The sequence below is a fragment of the Aquirufa rosea genome (assembly GCF_004118285.1).
GTDB classification, from domain to species: domain Bacteria; phylum Bacteroidota; class Bacteroidia; order Cytophagales; family Spirosomataceae; genus Aquirufa; species Aquirufa rosea.
Map to the genome: position 1 here is coordinate 111,025 of NZ_SDHY01000007.1, position 12,284 is coordinate 123,308.

The window sequence follows — 12,284 nt, forward strand, 5'->3', positions numbered from 1 at the left end:
ATGATATTATTTATGAGCGATACAAGAAATTTCGACACGTACATCTTTGGGTAATCGAGCTACCTCTACCGTTTCTCTGGCTGGCGGATTTACAGAAAAATATTGAGCGTAAACTTGATTAATTTCGGCAAAATGATTCATGTCTTTGACAAAAATGGAACATTTTACCACATCAGCATAGTCATAACCAGCTTCTTGTAATATGTAGCCAATATTTTTCAATACTTGATGGGTCTCTGCTTCAATATCTCCTCCGGCCTCTAAAACAGAAATAGCAATCTGACCAGACACATATAATGCACCGTTAATGGCAACCGCCTGAGAATAGGGGCCAATCGCTGCAGGAGCTGATTCTGATAAAATTATTTTTTTTGTCATACCTTTGAAAAAAGAAACGCAAGTTACCAAAAAAAAGGATTATCTGAATCTCCAACTTGCTTTCTACTTAAATTATGCTGCCTAGAGTTCAAACATTCATTCACAAAAACAAAGGAATTGGCTTCATGCTTTTATCCTCTTTATGCTTTGCGCTGATGTCTGCTGTGGCACAAATAATGAGTCGAAGATTCCCCTCTGTTGAATTGGTATTATTTCGTAATGCGGTAGGACTTCCCTTTTTAATGTTGAGTCTTTGGCAAAAGCCTGCCGTTCAAAAAGGAGGTAAATTGGGCTTCCTGATTTTTCGTGGTCTTTTAGGAGCATTTACATTGTATTGCTTGTTTTTCGCCTTGGAACATCTGGGTTTATCCCTGACTAATACCTATGGTCAAGCCTTTCCATTATTCATCGCCATTTTCACCTTCCTTTGGATTCCCAATGAAAGTTTAAATAGCAAGCAAGTGTTGTTTCTACTGATAGGTTTCATGGGTATTTTGCTCATATTCCAGCCATCTGCTGACAAAAATTGGGCCAATCATAGTGTTGGGCTATTGTATGCTATAGGTACGGCTTTAGGCTACATGGCCATCAAAGAAGCTCAAAAATATTATGATTCCCGTTGGGTAATTTTTTCATTTATGGCAGCCGGATTTAGCGCCTCTTGCATCTCTTTGTTAATAGGTACTTGGGGAAATTACCCCAATAGTTTTTGGTCAGGTCAATGGGTGCAACCCGAAGGTAAGGAATACATTGAAATACTCATCTTGGGGCTGTTGGCCTTAGGCGTTCAAAGTTTTACTACCCAAGCCCTCCGTTTTGAAAAAACCAGTGTGGTAGGAGCCGTGGGTAATAGCGCTGTGTTATTCTCTATCATGATTGAGATCATCCTTGGACATGGACTGCCCAATTTCGTGGTATTAATAGGAATGGCCCTAGTACTGATAGGAAGTTATCAAATATCCAAAAAATAAGCCCCTCTCCTAAACCTTGACAGCGTTTTTAACGCTGTCAAGGTTAACGAAAAGAGGCTAGCTAATGATATCATTAGCTAGCCTCTTAAGCTATTTAATCAAGATATTGATTGATTAAGCTGTCGCTGAATTCATGACTTCCGTTTGCTTACGGATAGATTCTAAGTGAATCAACTTGAATAATTCTTCTACAAACTCAGGGTACAATCCTAAACCTTTGGCTTGATTAGCACGGTCACCGTGTAATTGCTTCCAACGATCTAATTGCAATACGGCAACATTGTTATCACGCTTGTATTCCCCTAACTTCTCTACAACAGACATACGAGCCGTCAAAACTTCTAATAATTCACGGTCAATATTGTCAATCTTTTCACGCAAAGCAGCCAACTCATCAGAGAAATCTGCACCATAGCTAGCTTTTCTTACTTCTAATTCACGCAACATCTCTCCCAACTTCTCTGGAGTAACTTGCTGAGAAGCATCAGACCAAGCAGCATCTGGATCACGGTGAGTTTCAATGATCATACCATCGTAGTTCAAGTCTAAGATGCGTTGTGATAATTCCATCAACAAAGCACGCTTACCTGCCATGTGTGATGGATCTCCAATGATTGGCATTTGAGGAAATAAACGCTTCAATTCAACGGCCATAGCCCACATGGGAGAATTGCGATATTTAGTTTCTTGAGCATTAGAGAAACCTCGGTGGATAGCACCTAATTTCTTAATACCTGAACCCTGTAAACGCTCAAATGCTCCTACCCAAAGTGCAAGATCTGGGTTCACCGGGTTTTTCACTAATACTGGTACATCTACACCCTTCAAGGCGTCTGCTAAATCTTGTACATTAAAAGGATTTACGGTGGTACGAGCACCAATCCACAATACATCTACACCATATTTCAGCGCTAATTCAATATGCTCTGGTGTGGCAACTTCAATAGCTAATGGTAATCCCGTCTCTTTCTTTGCCTCAACCAACCATTTCAACGCTGGTTCTCCCATGCCTTCAAAGCTTCCTGGACGTGTACGAGGTTTCCAAACACCAGCACGCATGATATGCGCATAACCTTCCGCCTTGATGCGACGGGCTGTTTCTAATACTTGTTCCTCCGTTTCAGCAGAACATGGTCCCGCAATAATAAGCGGTTTGCCATCTGTCTGAATCCATTCCTGCATCGGCACTACTTCTAAATTGGCATTCATAAATTAAATTGATTAAAGAGCCAAAGCTCAAAACTGTTTTAGTATTATATTAATATTATTGTGTTACAGATTCCGTTAAATTTTATTCCCTTATATTTGCAGGCAATTTAAAAAAAATGACCCACCAAATATCTTCGAAAAACTTGAAAAAGCTATCTTTTGAGGACACCCAAATCGCCTTTGCTTCTAAAAGCGACTTCCAACTCCGCAAGTCCTACTGGATATTTGCGATAATGAACCAAAATTGGCTGGTAAAGTTAGGGACTTTTTTCATCAAATTGTTCCTTTTCTTGCATTTACCTGTTAAAAAAATAATAAAAACTACTCTTTTCGGTCAATTTTGCGGAGGAGAAACTATTCAAGAGTGCCAAAGTACTATTGATCAACTCGACAAAGCTCACATTGGGACAATCCTCGATTATTCGGTAGAGGGGGAAGAAAACGACAAATCTTTCCAAATCACTAAAAATGAAATCCTTAAAACTATAGCCGAGTCGCATGATAGCCCAGCTATTCCCTATGCTGTTTTCAAAATGACTGGGATTTTCAATTCAGAGTTATTAGAAAAATACCAAACCGAAAAGGGGCTAGATGAGGAAGAGGAAGTTAACTTCTTGAAAAGCAAGGATTATCTCATTGAAATTTGTGAGGAAGCTTACAAGCAGCAGGTTAGATTATTTATAGATGCGGAGGAAAGTTGGATTCAAAATAGTATCGATGAACTTTGCTATGAAATGATGTCAAAATACAATAAAGATACTGCCATCATTTTTAATACCTTCCAAATGTATCGAGTAGATATGTTGGCCAACCTTCAACAGGCCATCCAAGTGGCTAAAGATAAACGTTATTTTTTAGGTGTTAAATTAGTTCGTGGTGCATACTTAGAAAAAGAACGTCTTCGTGCACACGAAGAGGAGTATTCCGAACCATTGCACAAGGAGAAAGAAGCCACCGACCGAGACTTCAATTTTGGTATTCAGGCATGCTTAGAAAATCTAGACCACGTGCATTTTTGTGTGGGTACACATAATGAGCAAAGTTGTCAACTTCTTTGTCAATGGATGGAGGAAAAAAGTATCCCACAAGATCATCCCAACATCTATTTTGCACAATTATTGGGCATGTCAGACAATATATCGTACAACTTAGCGTCATCAGGTTATAATGTGGCCAAATATGTACCCTATGGTCCCGTGTCTGCTGTGATGCCATATTTATTCCGCCGAGCTGAGGAAAATAGCTCCATCGCAGGACAAACTTCTCGTGAGTTTGCCTTATTACAAAAAGAAGTGAGCCGAAGAAAAAATCTATGAATTTGAAAAATTACCGCTATTTTTTGGTCAGCCTTGCTATCATTCTTATTGACCAAGCTATCAAATTATCTGTCCATTTCTTTATGGAACCGGGTTATTTTGGTCAAATAGAAATCATTGGTAGTTATTTCAAATTACATTATACCTTAAATCCAGGTATGGCCTTTGGTATACAATTAGGCACCATATATGGTAAATTGATGCTCACGACTTTCCGTATAATAGCCATGTTTGGCATCGGGTATTATCTGTTTAGCTTTACTAAAAAGCAAATGCATGCGGGCCTTTTAACTTGTATGGGATTAATTTTAGGAGGTGCAATTGGTAATTTAATTGATTCCATATTTTATGGAGTGTGGTTCAACAACGCCCCTCCTAATGCTCCAATGACCTGGTTTCATGGTCAGGTGATTGATATGTTCTTCTTTGATATTTGGGAAGGAATTCTGCCCAACTGGGTTCCTATTTGGGGAGGAAGTTATTATTCTACACCCATATTTAATTTTGCTGATGCAGCCATCTTCTGCGGTGTAGTTATTTTCCTTATTTTCCAAAATAAGTTTTTGGAAAAAAACGACGATAAATTAGCTAGTAGTTCCCCGGCCGAATTGTCAAAGGCAACAGAAGAGGAAGAAAACTTCGATTAAGAATTAAGAGGGATTTATCGTATCTTGTAGTATGGAAACCTATACCCTCTTCTTTTTCCTTGCTCTTTTAGCCGAAATGATTGGAACGGTTAGTGGTTTTGGCTCCTCCATTCTTTTTGTTCCATTGGCCTCACTAATCTTGGATTTTAAGATTGTATTAGGCATCACGGCTGTCTTTCATGTCTTTAGTAATACTTCCAAAATACTATTATTTAGAAAAGGTATTGACAAAAACATAGTGGTAAAACTCGGCATACCTGCTGTTTTATTTGTGATTTTAGGCGCATTACTTACGCATTACATTCCTCAAAAAAAGATTGAGTTGGGGATGAATCTAATCATCCTAGCTTTATCCATTTACCTCATATCGGGAGCCAGTAGTCGTATTCAAAAAAACAATCGCAATTTGTATACAGGTGGTGCTATATCTGGTTTTTTAGCTGGACTTATCGGAACAGGTGGGGCTATTCGAGGAATTACCTTAGCCGCATTTCAATTAGAAAAAGATGTCTTTATTGCTACCTCTGCCGTCATTGACTTTGGGGTGGACTTAAGTCGGGCCGTAGTCTACATATCCCAAGGATACTTTCACCAAGAGCACCTGGTTCTTATTCCCTTTTTGATAGTAATCAGCATTTTAGGTACCTATTTAGGCAAGGTGGTTCTGACTAAAATCTCAGAAAAGGCCTTTCGTTACATTGTGTTATCTGTAATCATCATTACCACAGTGATACAAACTATTCATTATTTTAAAGATTAAGGCATTAATTAATATCAGTATTTTATACTAAAATGACGTTTCCTAAGGGATTTATATCGAAATTGCCCTATAATTCAACTATTCTTCCTAATCAACGAGGGAACCATTGCCTTTTATTAGGCGTTAAGAAAATATCATCATAGAAATTCATCAAATGACCAACACCAATCTGATCGGACTTGACAGTCAGAAATCAAAGGAATTAGCTGCCAAATTGAATATTTTGTTGGCTGACTATCAAATATTGTACATCAATGCCAGAGGGTTTCATTGGAATATCGCGGGAGAAAAATTTTTCGAGTTACACTTGAAATTTGAAGAGATTTATAATGATGCTTTATTAAAAATTGATGAAATCGCAGAGCGAATTCTAACCTTAGGATTTACACCTTTGCATTCTTTTTCAGATTATGTGGCTACAGCTAGCATCAAAGAAGTGAAAGATGTGTCGGATGGTAAAGAAGCCCTAAGCCACATTTTAAGTAGTTTTCAAGCATTAATATTATTAGAAAGAGAATTGCTCAATTTGGCTACTGAGGCCCAAGATGAGGGTACCAATGCTCTGATGAGTGATTACATTAGAGAGCAAGAAAAATCCATTTGGATGTTCGCTGCATTTCTTAAAAAATAGCTTAAATTTTGTCTATTGTCAGACACAGAGTTCCTTTTCGTCCGGCCGGAGATTAAGAAATCAACATAATTCGGTCGGTAAAATAAAAGGTATGAGTACATTTGAATCATTACAATTAGTAGAGCCCATTTTAAAGGCTTTGAAATCAGAGGGTTACACCAACCCCACTCCTATTCAGGAACAATCCATTCCATTAATATTAGAAAGAAAGGATTTATTGGGATGTGCACAAACGGGTACGGGAAAAACGGCGGCATTTGCTATTCCTATCATTCAGCTATTGAGTCAAGACAAACATTTGTCTACGGCAAAAAGGCGGATTAGAAGCTTAATTCTAACTCCTACAAGAGAACTAGCCTTACAAATTGGGGAGAGTTTCGAGAGTTATGGTAAAAACACACCTTTGCGTTATCAAGTTATATTTGGTGGGGTCAGTCAGTTCAGCCAAGTCAATGCTTTGCGTGCTGGAGTGGATGTATTAATTGCCACACCGGGAAGATTATTGGATTTGATGAATCAAAAAATCATCAGCCTACATCAAATAGAGATATTTGTATTGGATGAAGCCGATCGTATGTTGGACATGGGATTTGTGCATGATGTAAAAAAGATCATTTCCCGACTGCCTCAACGCAGGCAATCCTTGTTCTTCTCTGCCACCATGCCACCGGCAATAGTGGCCTTAGCAAATAGCATTTTACTCGAACCAGCCAAAGTTGAGGTAAGCCCAGTTTCATCCACGGCTAATACCATCAATCAGGTTATATATTTTGTTGATAAAGAAAATAAGCGAAGACTTTTGATTGACCTACTTCAGGATAAATCCATTGAAAGAGCTTTAGTCTTTACGAGGACCAAACATGGAGCAGACCGGGTGGCAAAAGATTTAACCAAGGCGGGTATACATTCTCAGGCTATTCATGGAAATAAATCTCAAAATGCCAGACAGACGGCATTGAATAACTTCAAAACCAAGCAGACCAGAGTCTTAGTTGCAACAGATATTGCGGCGCGTGGGATTGACATTGATGAATTAAGTCATGTATTTAACTATGAATTACCCAACATTCCAGAATCCTATGTTCATCGTATTGGAAGAACAGGAAGAGCGGGTGCTAGTGGTATAGCCATTGGCTTTTGCGAGGCCGAGGAAAAGGAATATTTGCGTGATATTCAAAAGTTAATTGGAAAAACTATTCCTGTGGTTGAAGACCATGCTTATCCTTTGAGGAATCATACCATCGTTAAAAAAGCTGCTAAGCCTCAAAGGCCAACTAGGGAATCTCAAAAAACCACCAATCGTAAATCTTCTGCCCCTATTAAGGTAGATGCTCATGGTAATGCCGTAGTAGAGAAAAAAAGAAGCGGTCCTTACATGGGATGGAAAAAAAATAAATTCCAAGGAGGAAAGGCTTAGTCATCATTAAGTTAATTACTGGAATTGTTCCATTGAATTGGCAAGGAGTGTGATGGAGATGTTATGTGAATTGAATTATAGATTTGTCAACTTTTAAAAAGTTGACAAATCTTAATTTTTAATCATCTCAATACAATATACCACCACAAAAATCAAATTATTTGATAATTATTCATGCAAGGATAATTCTATCAAGTATTATATAAACAGAAAAGAGGGCGCATATTGATATGCACCCTCTTTTTATGTATTCTATTTGAAAAATTTACTTTTTCGGAGCTGGAGTAGCCTGCTTTGTCGCAGGAGCAGCATTATTAGCTGGAGCTGGAGTAGCAGTTACTGGCTTCGGAGTGATCCCCATTTTCTTCAACACTAAATCAGAAATACTAGCATCTGCAGGGTAGTGCAATAAAATAGGAGCCGTTCCCATACCTGCATCATAATTGAATACATAAGTATAAGCATTTTCATTCGCTACTGCATGCATATTTTCTTCGATTTTCTTCAACAAAGGTTGCAATAATTGAGCTTGTTTCTTTTGTAAAGATGATTGAGAATTTTGCTGAAACTCTTGAATCGAGGTTTGCAAGTTCTGTAACTCTTTCTCTCTGTCTTGTTTGATAATATCCGCAGTATTGGCAGGTAATTTTTCGAATACAGCCAATTTATCTTGAAAATCTTTCACCTTACCTTGATATAAGGTTTCATATTGCTTTTGCGTATTTTTCAAATCCTCTTCCACTTGTTTAGCTTCGGGCATTTGACTTAATATGTAATCTGCATTGATAAATCCGATCTTAATCTGCGCCTTAAGAGGCATAACAGCCATTCCGAACACTAGGCCCATGGCCAACAAAAATTTGGTTTTCATACGTAAGTTTAATTGATTAATTATTTTTCTTTTACTGGTTTACTTTTATCAGTTGATTTATCGACCAAGTTAGGATCCAATTCCAATCCTAATTCTTCCAACACATAATCAGAATAGTCGTGTACTGGATTGGTATAAATCATAGCCAATCCATCGTTTGCTTTATCAAAAAGGAAGTCTAATCGCTTTTGACGAACAACCTTTTCTACTGCTTTGGAGATTTCATCCAAAATAGGCTTTAGGGCGGCTTGTTTAAATTTAAACAATTCACCCTCAGTACCAAAAATCCTGTTCTGGAAGGATTTAGCCTCAAGGTCTTTCTGACGAATCGCATTCAGCCTTTGTTGACGCAAGTCCTCCGTTAGGAGTAGTTCTTCCAATTTAAAATCGCGCTCTAATTTTGCTACCTCCTCATTCTTGTTAGAAATCTCTTGAATCCACTGCTGAGTCATTTGATCTATCTTACCTTGGACTTGTTTGTATTCCGGCATTTTAGAAGTAATGAACTCGGTATCGATATAGCCAAATTTCTGAGCGAAGGACCTTTGCCCTAGCACAGTAAGCATCAAAATTAAGAAAAAAATCGACTTTTTCATTGTATGCTTTTAAATCACTATCGAATCTGCTGACCAATAGAGAAGGTAAAGGCTTGTCGGCCAAAATCACTGTCTCCCGGTCTAGGCTTGTCAAATCCAAATCCGTAATCGATACCAATCATACCAAAGGCTGGCATAAAAATACGCGCACCCACACCAGCTGATTTATAAAGATTAAACGGATTATAATCCGACAGAGATGAGAAGTTGTTTCCTCCCTCAGCAAATCCTAAGACAAAAATAGTAGCCGATGGATTTAAAGATACTGGATACCTTACCTCCATAACAAATTTATTGTAAGCTACACCCCCATTACCATAAGAACCCGAAGGTCCAATGATACGGTCTTTATACCCTCTTAATCCGACGATATCACGGTTAAATGAGAATCCCTGTACCATACCAGAACCACCCAGGTCAAAACGTTCAAATCTGGTAGTTTCTTTACCACCGTAGGAGCCTAAGAAACCTAAGTGTGCACGTGTATGCAAGACGAATTTTCCTGCCAAGGGACTAAACCAACTAGCATCCAACATCCATTTATGGTACTCAATCAATTGACCCGATTTATTACCTCCCAATAAGGAATATGGAGGCGTTAGAGAAGCGGTCAATGAGAAACTAGAACCAGATCGGGCAAAGGTTGGGTTATCAATACTGTTTCGTGAGAAATTCGTCATGAATGTCACAGAGGTAGAAATACCTTGCGGGTATGCCCAAGTATAATAACGGTCTACATCATATTGAGAAAAAGACAAGGAATGGCTCAAGGAGAAATAGTCATCTGGCCATTTTAAACGCTTACCCAAACTGAATGTAATACTGTTGACGTTGAAGTGAGCAGACAACAAGGAATCTGGTACTGAATAGCTTTGGTATCCACCATAACCACCATAACCACCATAACCACCATAACCACCGTATCCTCCGTAGCCACCTAAACCTCCTAAACCATAGCCACCCCCAAGGCCACCGTAGCCTCCGCCATAACCACCACCGTAACCACCATAGCCTGTGGTTCTGAATTGGTATGGATAGGAAATACTTCTGTTCAATGAAATGGAGAATGAGTTTGGCTTTTTACCCCCCAACCAAGGCTCCGTGAAAGTCAAACTGTAATTTTGGAATGCTGCCCCATTCGCTTGGAAACGTACTGCCAATTTCTGTCCATCTCCAGCTGGTAATGGGCGCCATGCCGCCCAATTAGTTAAATTTTTGGCCGAAAAATTATTAAATACAACCCCAAGAGTTCCCACAAATCCAACATAACCACCCCAACCTCCTGATAGCTCAATTTGGTCAGAAGGTTTTTCTTCTACGTTGTATTCAATATCCACAGTACCGTCGGGTCTTGGCTGAGGATTGGGTGAAATTTTCTCTGGGTTAAAATACCCAATTTGAGATAATTCACGTACCGTACGAATAATCGCAGATTTGTTGAATTTTTGACCTGGCAAAGTACGTATCTCACGCATCACCACGTGGTCAGAAGTCTTCGTATTACCATTCAAAATAACCTTATTGATGGTCGCTTGCTTACCTTCTGAAATACGAATAGTTAAGTCAATAGAGTCTCCAACGATAGCCGTTTCAACAGGTTCAGCATTGTAATATAAATAACCATTGTCCATGTAAACTGAACTCAGGTCTTCACCTGGGTTACCGCCCATTTTCTTATCTAATTCCTCTGTATTGTAAACATCCCCTTTCTTAACACCCAACACATCCTTTAACACCGAATCAGGATAAATGTAATTTCCTTCAAAGAAAATATTCCTGTAATAATATTTGTGGCCTTGTATCAATTTCACCTTCAAGTTGACAGAGGCATTGTCATAGCGATATACCGAGTCGGCTACCACTTGGAAATCCCGGAAACCTAATTTATTCATTGCTCCCAAAAGCTTTTCTTTATCTTCTTCCCATTTCTTGGGAACAAATTTGGATGGCTTGAAAATACGACCAAAACGCATTTGTTTGGTATTTTTAATCTTACGCAAAATCAATGAACGCTGGGAAGGATCTATCCCATCCAAAATGATTTGCTTCACTTTCACCTTATCTCCTTTGTTGATGGTAACTACCAGCGTTGCATTATTGCCTTTGGTGGTATCTGTTTTGATCACCGATTTCGTGGTGATATTCAATCGACCTTTTTCTTGGTAATATTTACGAATAACCAGCTCTAAATTTTTACGTAAAGTTTCTGTAATGATTTTCCCCTTGTAAGTCTTTACTTTCTCGTTCAGGGTCTCTCTTTCCCCTTTTTTGATTCCGACATAATTGATAGCAAACAAACGAGGTCTTTCTTTCAAATTAATGCGCAACCAGATTTTCTCTCCTTCTACTTTCTCGGCAAATATTTCAACATCTTCTAGAATACCTTGATCCATGATTTTTTTAATGGCAGAAGCAATAGCGTCACCCGGAACCTTAATTTTATCCCCCACTTGCAAACCAGAAATGTTTACCATGGAATTCCCATCATAGAATTGGGATCCAGATATAGTAATACCTCCGATGGTATATTCTTGGGGAACGGCATAAGAAAAGCTAGGTTCAGTACTACTTGGAGTGGTAGAAAATAAACGTCCACCCAAGACTTGAGCCTGCATCCCCTGACACAATAAAATCATCAAACTGAAAAATAAGCCCAATGACTTCCATGGTAATTGGTACGCGGTTACTCGATTCATTAAATATTTTTTTTTCATACGAAGCCTTAGCCTTCACTTTTTACTTGTTCACTCGTTTTTCCAAAACGTCTTTCCCGCATTTGGAAATCAACTATGGCCTGATGTAGATGTAATTTTCTAAAATCTGGCCAAAATAAATCTTCGAAAATATACAATTCGGCATAAGCCAATTGCCATAACATAAAATTACTAATACGGTGATCTCCACCGGTTCTAATCATTAAATCTGGGTCGGGAATACCCGCCGTTGACAAGTGATTACTCATCACTTCATCATTGATATCCGTGGACTTTAGCTCCCCTTTCTCTACCTTATCAGCCAGTTTTTGAGCCGCTTGCACTATATCCCATTTACCCGAATATGACAAAGCTAATACCAAGGTCAAACCCGTATTGTTTGCTGTTTTATCAATAGCTGCCAATAATTCTTGTTGAGATTTACTGGGGAGGGATTCGATATGACCGATGGCTTTCAAGCGCACTTGATTCTTCATCATCGAGGGCAATTCGTCATTGATCGTACTTACCAACAAACTCATCAAGGCCATCACTTCTGCCTTAGGCCTATTCCAATTTTCCGTAGAAAAAGCATACAAGGTCAAGTACTTTACCCCTAATTCTCCACAGCCCTCAATGGTTTCTCTTACCGCCTGAATAGCATTCCTATGACCAAATATCCGATCCGTGAAACCCTTTTGTTTCGCCCATCGACCATTACCATCCATGATAACGGAAATATGGGCAGGTAGATTGTTAAGGTCAATTGATTCTTTCACAAATAGGGAAATAATT

Annotated in this window: 12 protein-coding genes; 6 read left to right on the top strand and 6 right to left on the bottom strand. The window is 38.8% G+C overall.

The window, feature by feature from the left end; all coding sequences use genetic code 11:
• Nucleotides 1-6: 6 nt before the first annotated feature.
• Nucleotides 7-378, bottom strand: coding sequence for a Rid family detoxifying hydrolase (locus tag ESB04_RS11230; protein WP_129027841.1), 372 nt, complete (start codon nt 376-378; stop codon nt 7-9).
• Between the two features lie 74 nt (nt 379-452).
• Here ESB04_RS11230 and ESB04_RS11235 point away from each other — a divergent pair, with 74 nt between their 5' ends.
• A complete protein-coding gene (locus tag ESB04_RS11235; protein ID WP_129027842.1) occupies nt 453-1,349 on the top strand; it encodes a DMT family transporter in 897 nt (298 codons plus the stop codon).
• Nucleotides 1,350-1,463: 114 nt separating this feature from the next.
• Here ESB04_RS11235 and ESB04_RS11240 read toward each other — a convergent pair whose 3' ends face one another.
• Complete coding sequence (locus tag ESB04_RS11240; protein ID WP_129027843.1) at nt 1,464-2,558, bottom strand: chorismate mutase; 1,095 nt, start codon at nt 2,556-2,558, stop codon at nt 1,464-1,466.
• Nucleotides 2,559-2,701: 143 nt separating this feature from the next.
• On the opposite strand from ESB04_RS11240, the gene ESB04_RS11245 reads away from it, so the two are divergent.
• From ESB04_RS11245 to ESB04_RS11265, 5 genes are all read left to right on the top strand, one after another.
• The gene (locus ESB04_RS11245; protein WP_317127036.1) at nt 2,702-3,874 is read left to right on the top strand and encodes a proline dehydrogenase family protein; all 1,173 of its coding nucleotides are present in this window, start codon (nt 2,702-2,704) and stop codon (nt 3,872-3,874) included.
• 2 nt (nt 3,875-3,876) lie between these two features.
• Nucleotides 3,877-4,521 carry a lipoprotein signal peptidase gene (locus tag ESB04_RS11250; protein WP_129027882.1) on the top strand — a complete coding sequence of 215 codons (645 nt, stop codon included), beginning with the start codon at nt 3,877-3,879 and terminating at the stop codon, nt 4,519-4,521.
• Nucleotides 4,522-4,552: 31 nt separating this feature from the next.
• The gene (locus ESB04_RS11255) at nt 4,553-5,281 is read left to right on the top strand and encodes a sulfite exporter TauE/SafE family protein (protein WP_129027845.1); all 729 of its coding nucleotides are present in this window, start codon (nt 4,553-4,555) and stop codon (nt 5,279-5,281) included.
• A gap of 154 nt (nt 5,282-5,435) precedes the next feature.
• A complete protein-coding gene (locus ESB04_RS11260) occupies nt 5,436-5,912 on the top strand; it encodes a Dps family protein (protein WP_129027846.1) in 477 nt (158 codons plus the stop codon).
• 91 nt (nt 5,913-6,003) lie between these two features.
• Complete coding sequence (locus tag ESB04_RS11265; RefSeq protein ID WP_129027847.1) at nt 6,004-7,329, top strand: DEAD/DEAH box helicase; 1,326 nt, start codon at nt 6,004-6,006, stop codon at nt 7,327-7,329.
• 265 nt (nt 7,330-7,594) lie between these two features.
• Here ESB04_RS11265 and ESB04_RS11270 read toward each other — a convergent pair whose 3' ends face one another.
• From ESB04_RS11270 to ESB04_RS11285, 4 genes are read right to left on the bottom strand one after another with little or no spacing between them, the layout of a single operon-like run.
• The gene (locus ESB04_RS11270; protein WP_129027848.1) at nt 7,595-8,200 is read right to left on the bottom strand and encodes an OmpH family outer membrane protein; all 606 of its coding nucleotides are present in this window, start codon (nt 8,198-8,200) and stop codon (nt 7,595-7,597) included.
• A gap of 20 nt (nt 8,201-8,220) precedes the next feature.
• Nucleotides 8,221-8,796: an OmpH family outer membrane protein gene (locus tag ESB04_RS11275; RefSeq protein WP_129027849.1), complete on the bottom strand. Its 576-nt coding sequence runs from the start codon at nt 8,794-8,796 to the stop codon at nt 8,221-8,223.
• A 17-nt stretch (nt 8,797-8,813) separates the two neighbouring features.
• Entirely contained in the window at nt 8,814-11,510 is a 2,697-nt protein-coding gene (gene bamA / locus ESB04_RS11280) for an outer membrane protein assembly factor BamA (protein WP_235832234.1), read from the bottom strand.
• 8 nt (nt 11,511-11,518) lie between these two features.
• Nucleotides 11,519-12,268 carry an isoprenyl transferase gene (locus tag ESB04_RS11285; protein ID WP_129027850.1) on the bottom strand — a complete coding sequence of 250 codons (750 nt, stop codon included), beginning with the start codon at nt 12,266-12,268 and terminating at the stop codon, nt 11,519-11,521.
• Nucleotides 12,269-12,284 lie beyond the last annotated feature (16 nt).

What these genes read in the sequence shown, in the direction of transcription:
- ESB04_RS11230 (WP_129027841.1), bottom strand. Translation starts at nt 378, where the DNA reads ATGACAAAAAAAATAATTTTATCAGAATCAGCTCCTGCAGCGATTGGC.
- ESB04_RS11235 (WP_129027842.1), top strand. Translation starts at nt 453, where the DNA reads ATGCTGCCTAGAGTTCAAACATTCATTCACAAAAACAAAGGAATTGGC.
- ESB04_RS11240 (WP_129027843.1), bottom strand. Translation starts at nt 2,558, where the DNA reads ATGAATGCCAATTTAGAAGTAGTGCCGATGCAGGAATGGATTCAGACA.
- ESB04_RS11255 (WP_129027845.1), top strand. Translation starts at nt 4,553, where the DNA reads ATGGAAACCTATACCCTCTTCTTTTTCCTTGCTCTTTTAGCCGAAATG.
- ESB04_RS11260 (WP_129027846.1), top strand. Translation starts at nt 5,436, where the DNA reads ATGACCAACACCAATCTGATCGGACTTGACAGTCAGAAATCAAAGGAA.
- ESB04_RS11265 (WP_129027847.1), top strand. Translation starts at nt 6,004, where the DNA reads ATGAGTACATTTGAATCATTACAATTAGTAGAGCCCATTTTAAAGGCT.
- ESB04_RS11270 (WP_129027848.1), bottom strand. Translation starts at nt 8,200, where the DNA reads ATGAAAACCAAATTTTTGTTGGCCATGGGCCTAGTGTTCGGAATGGCT.
- ESB04_RS11275 (WP_129027849.1), bottom strand. Translation starts at nt 8,796, where the DNA reads ATGAAAAAGTCGATTTTTTTCTTAATTTTGATGCTTACTGTGCTAGGG.
- bamA (WP_235832234.1), bottom strand. Translation starts at nt 11,510, where the DNA reads ATGAAAAAAAAATATTTAATGAATCGAGTAACCGCGTACCAATTACCA.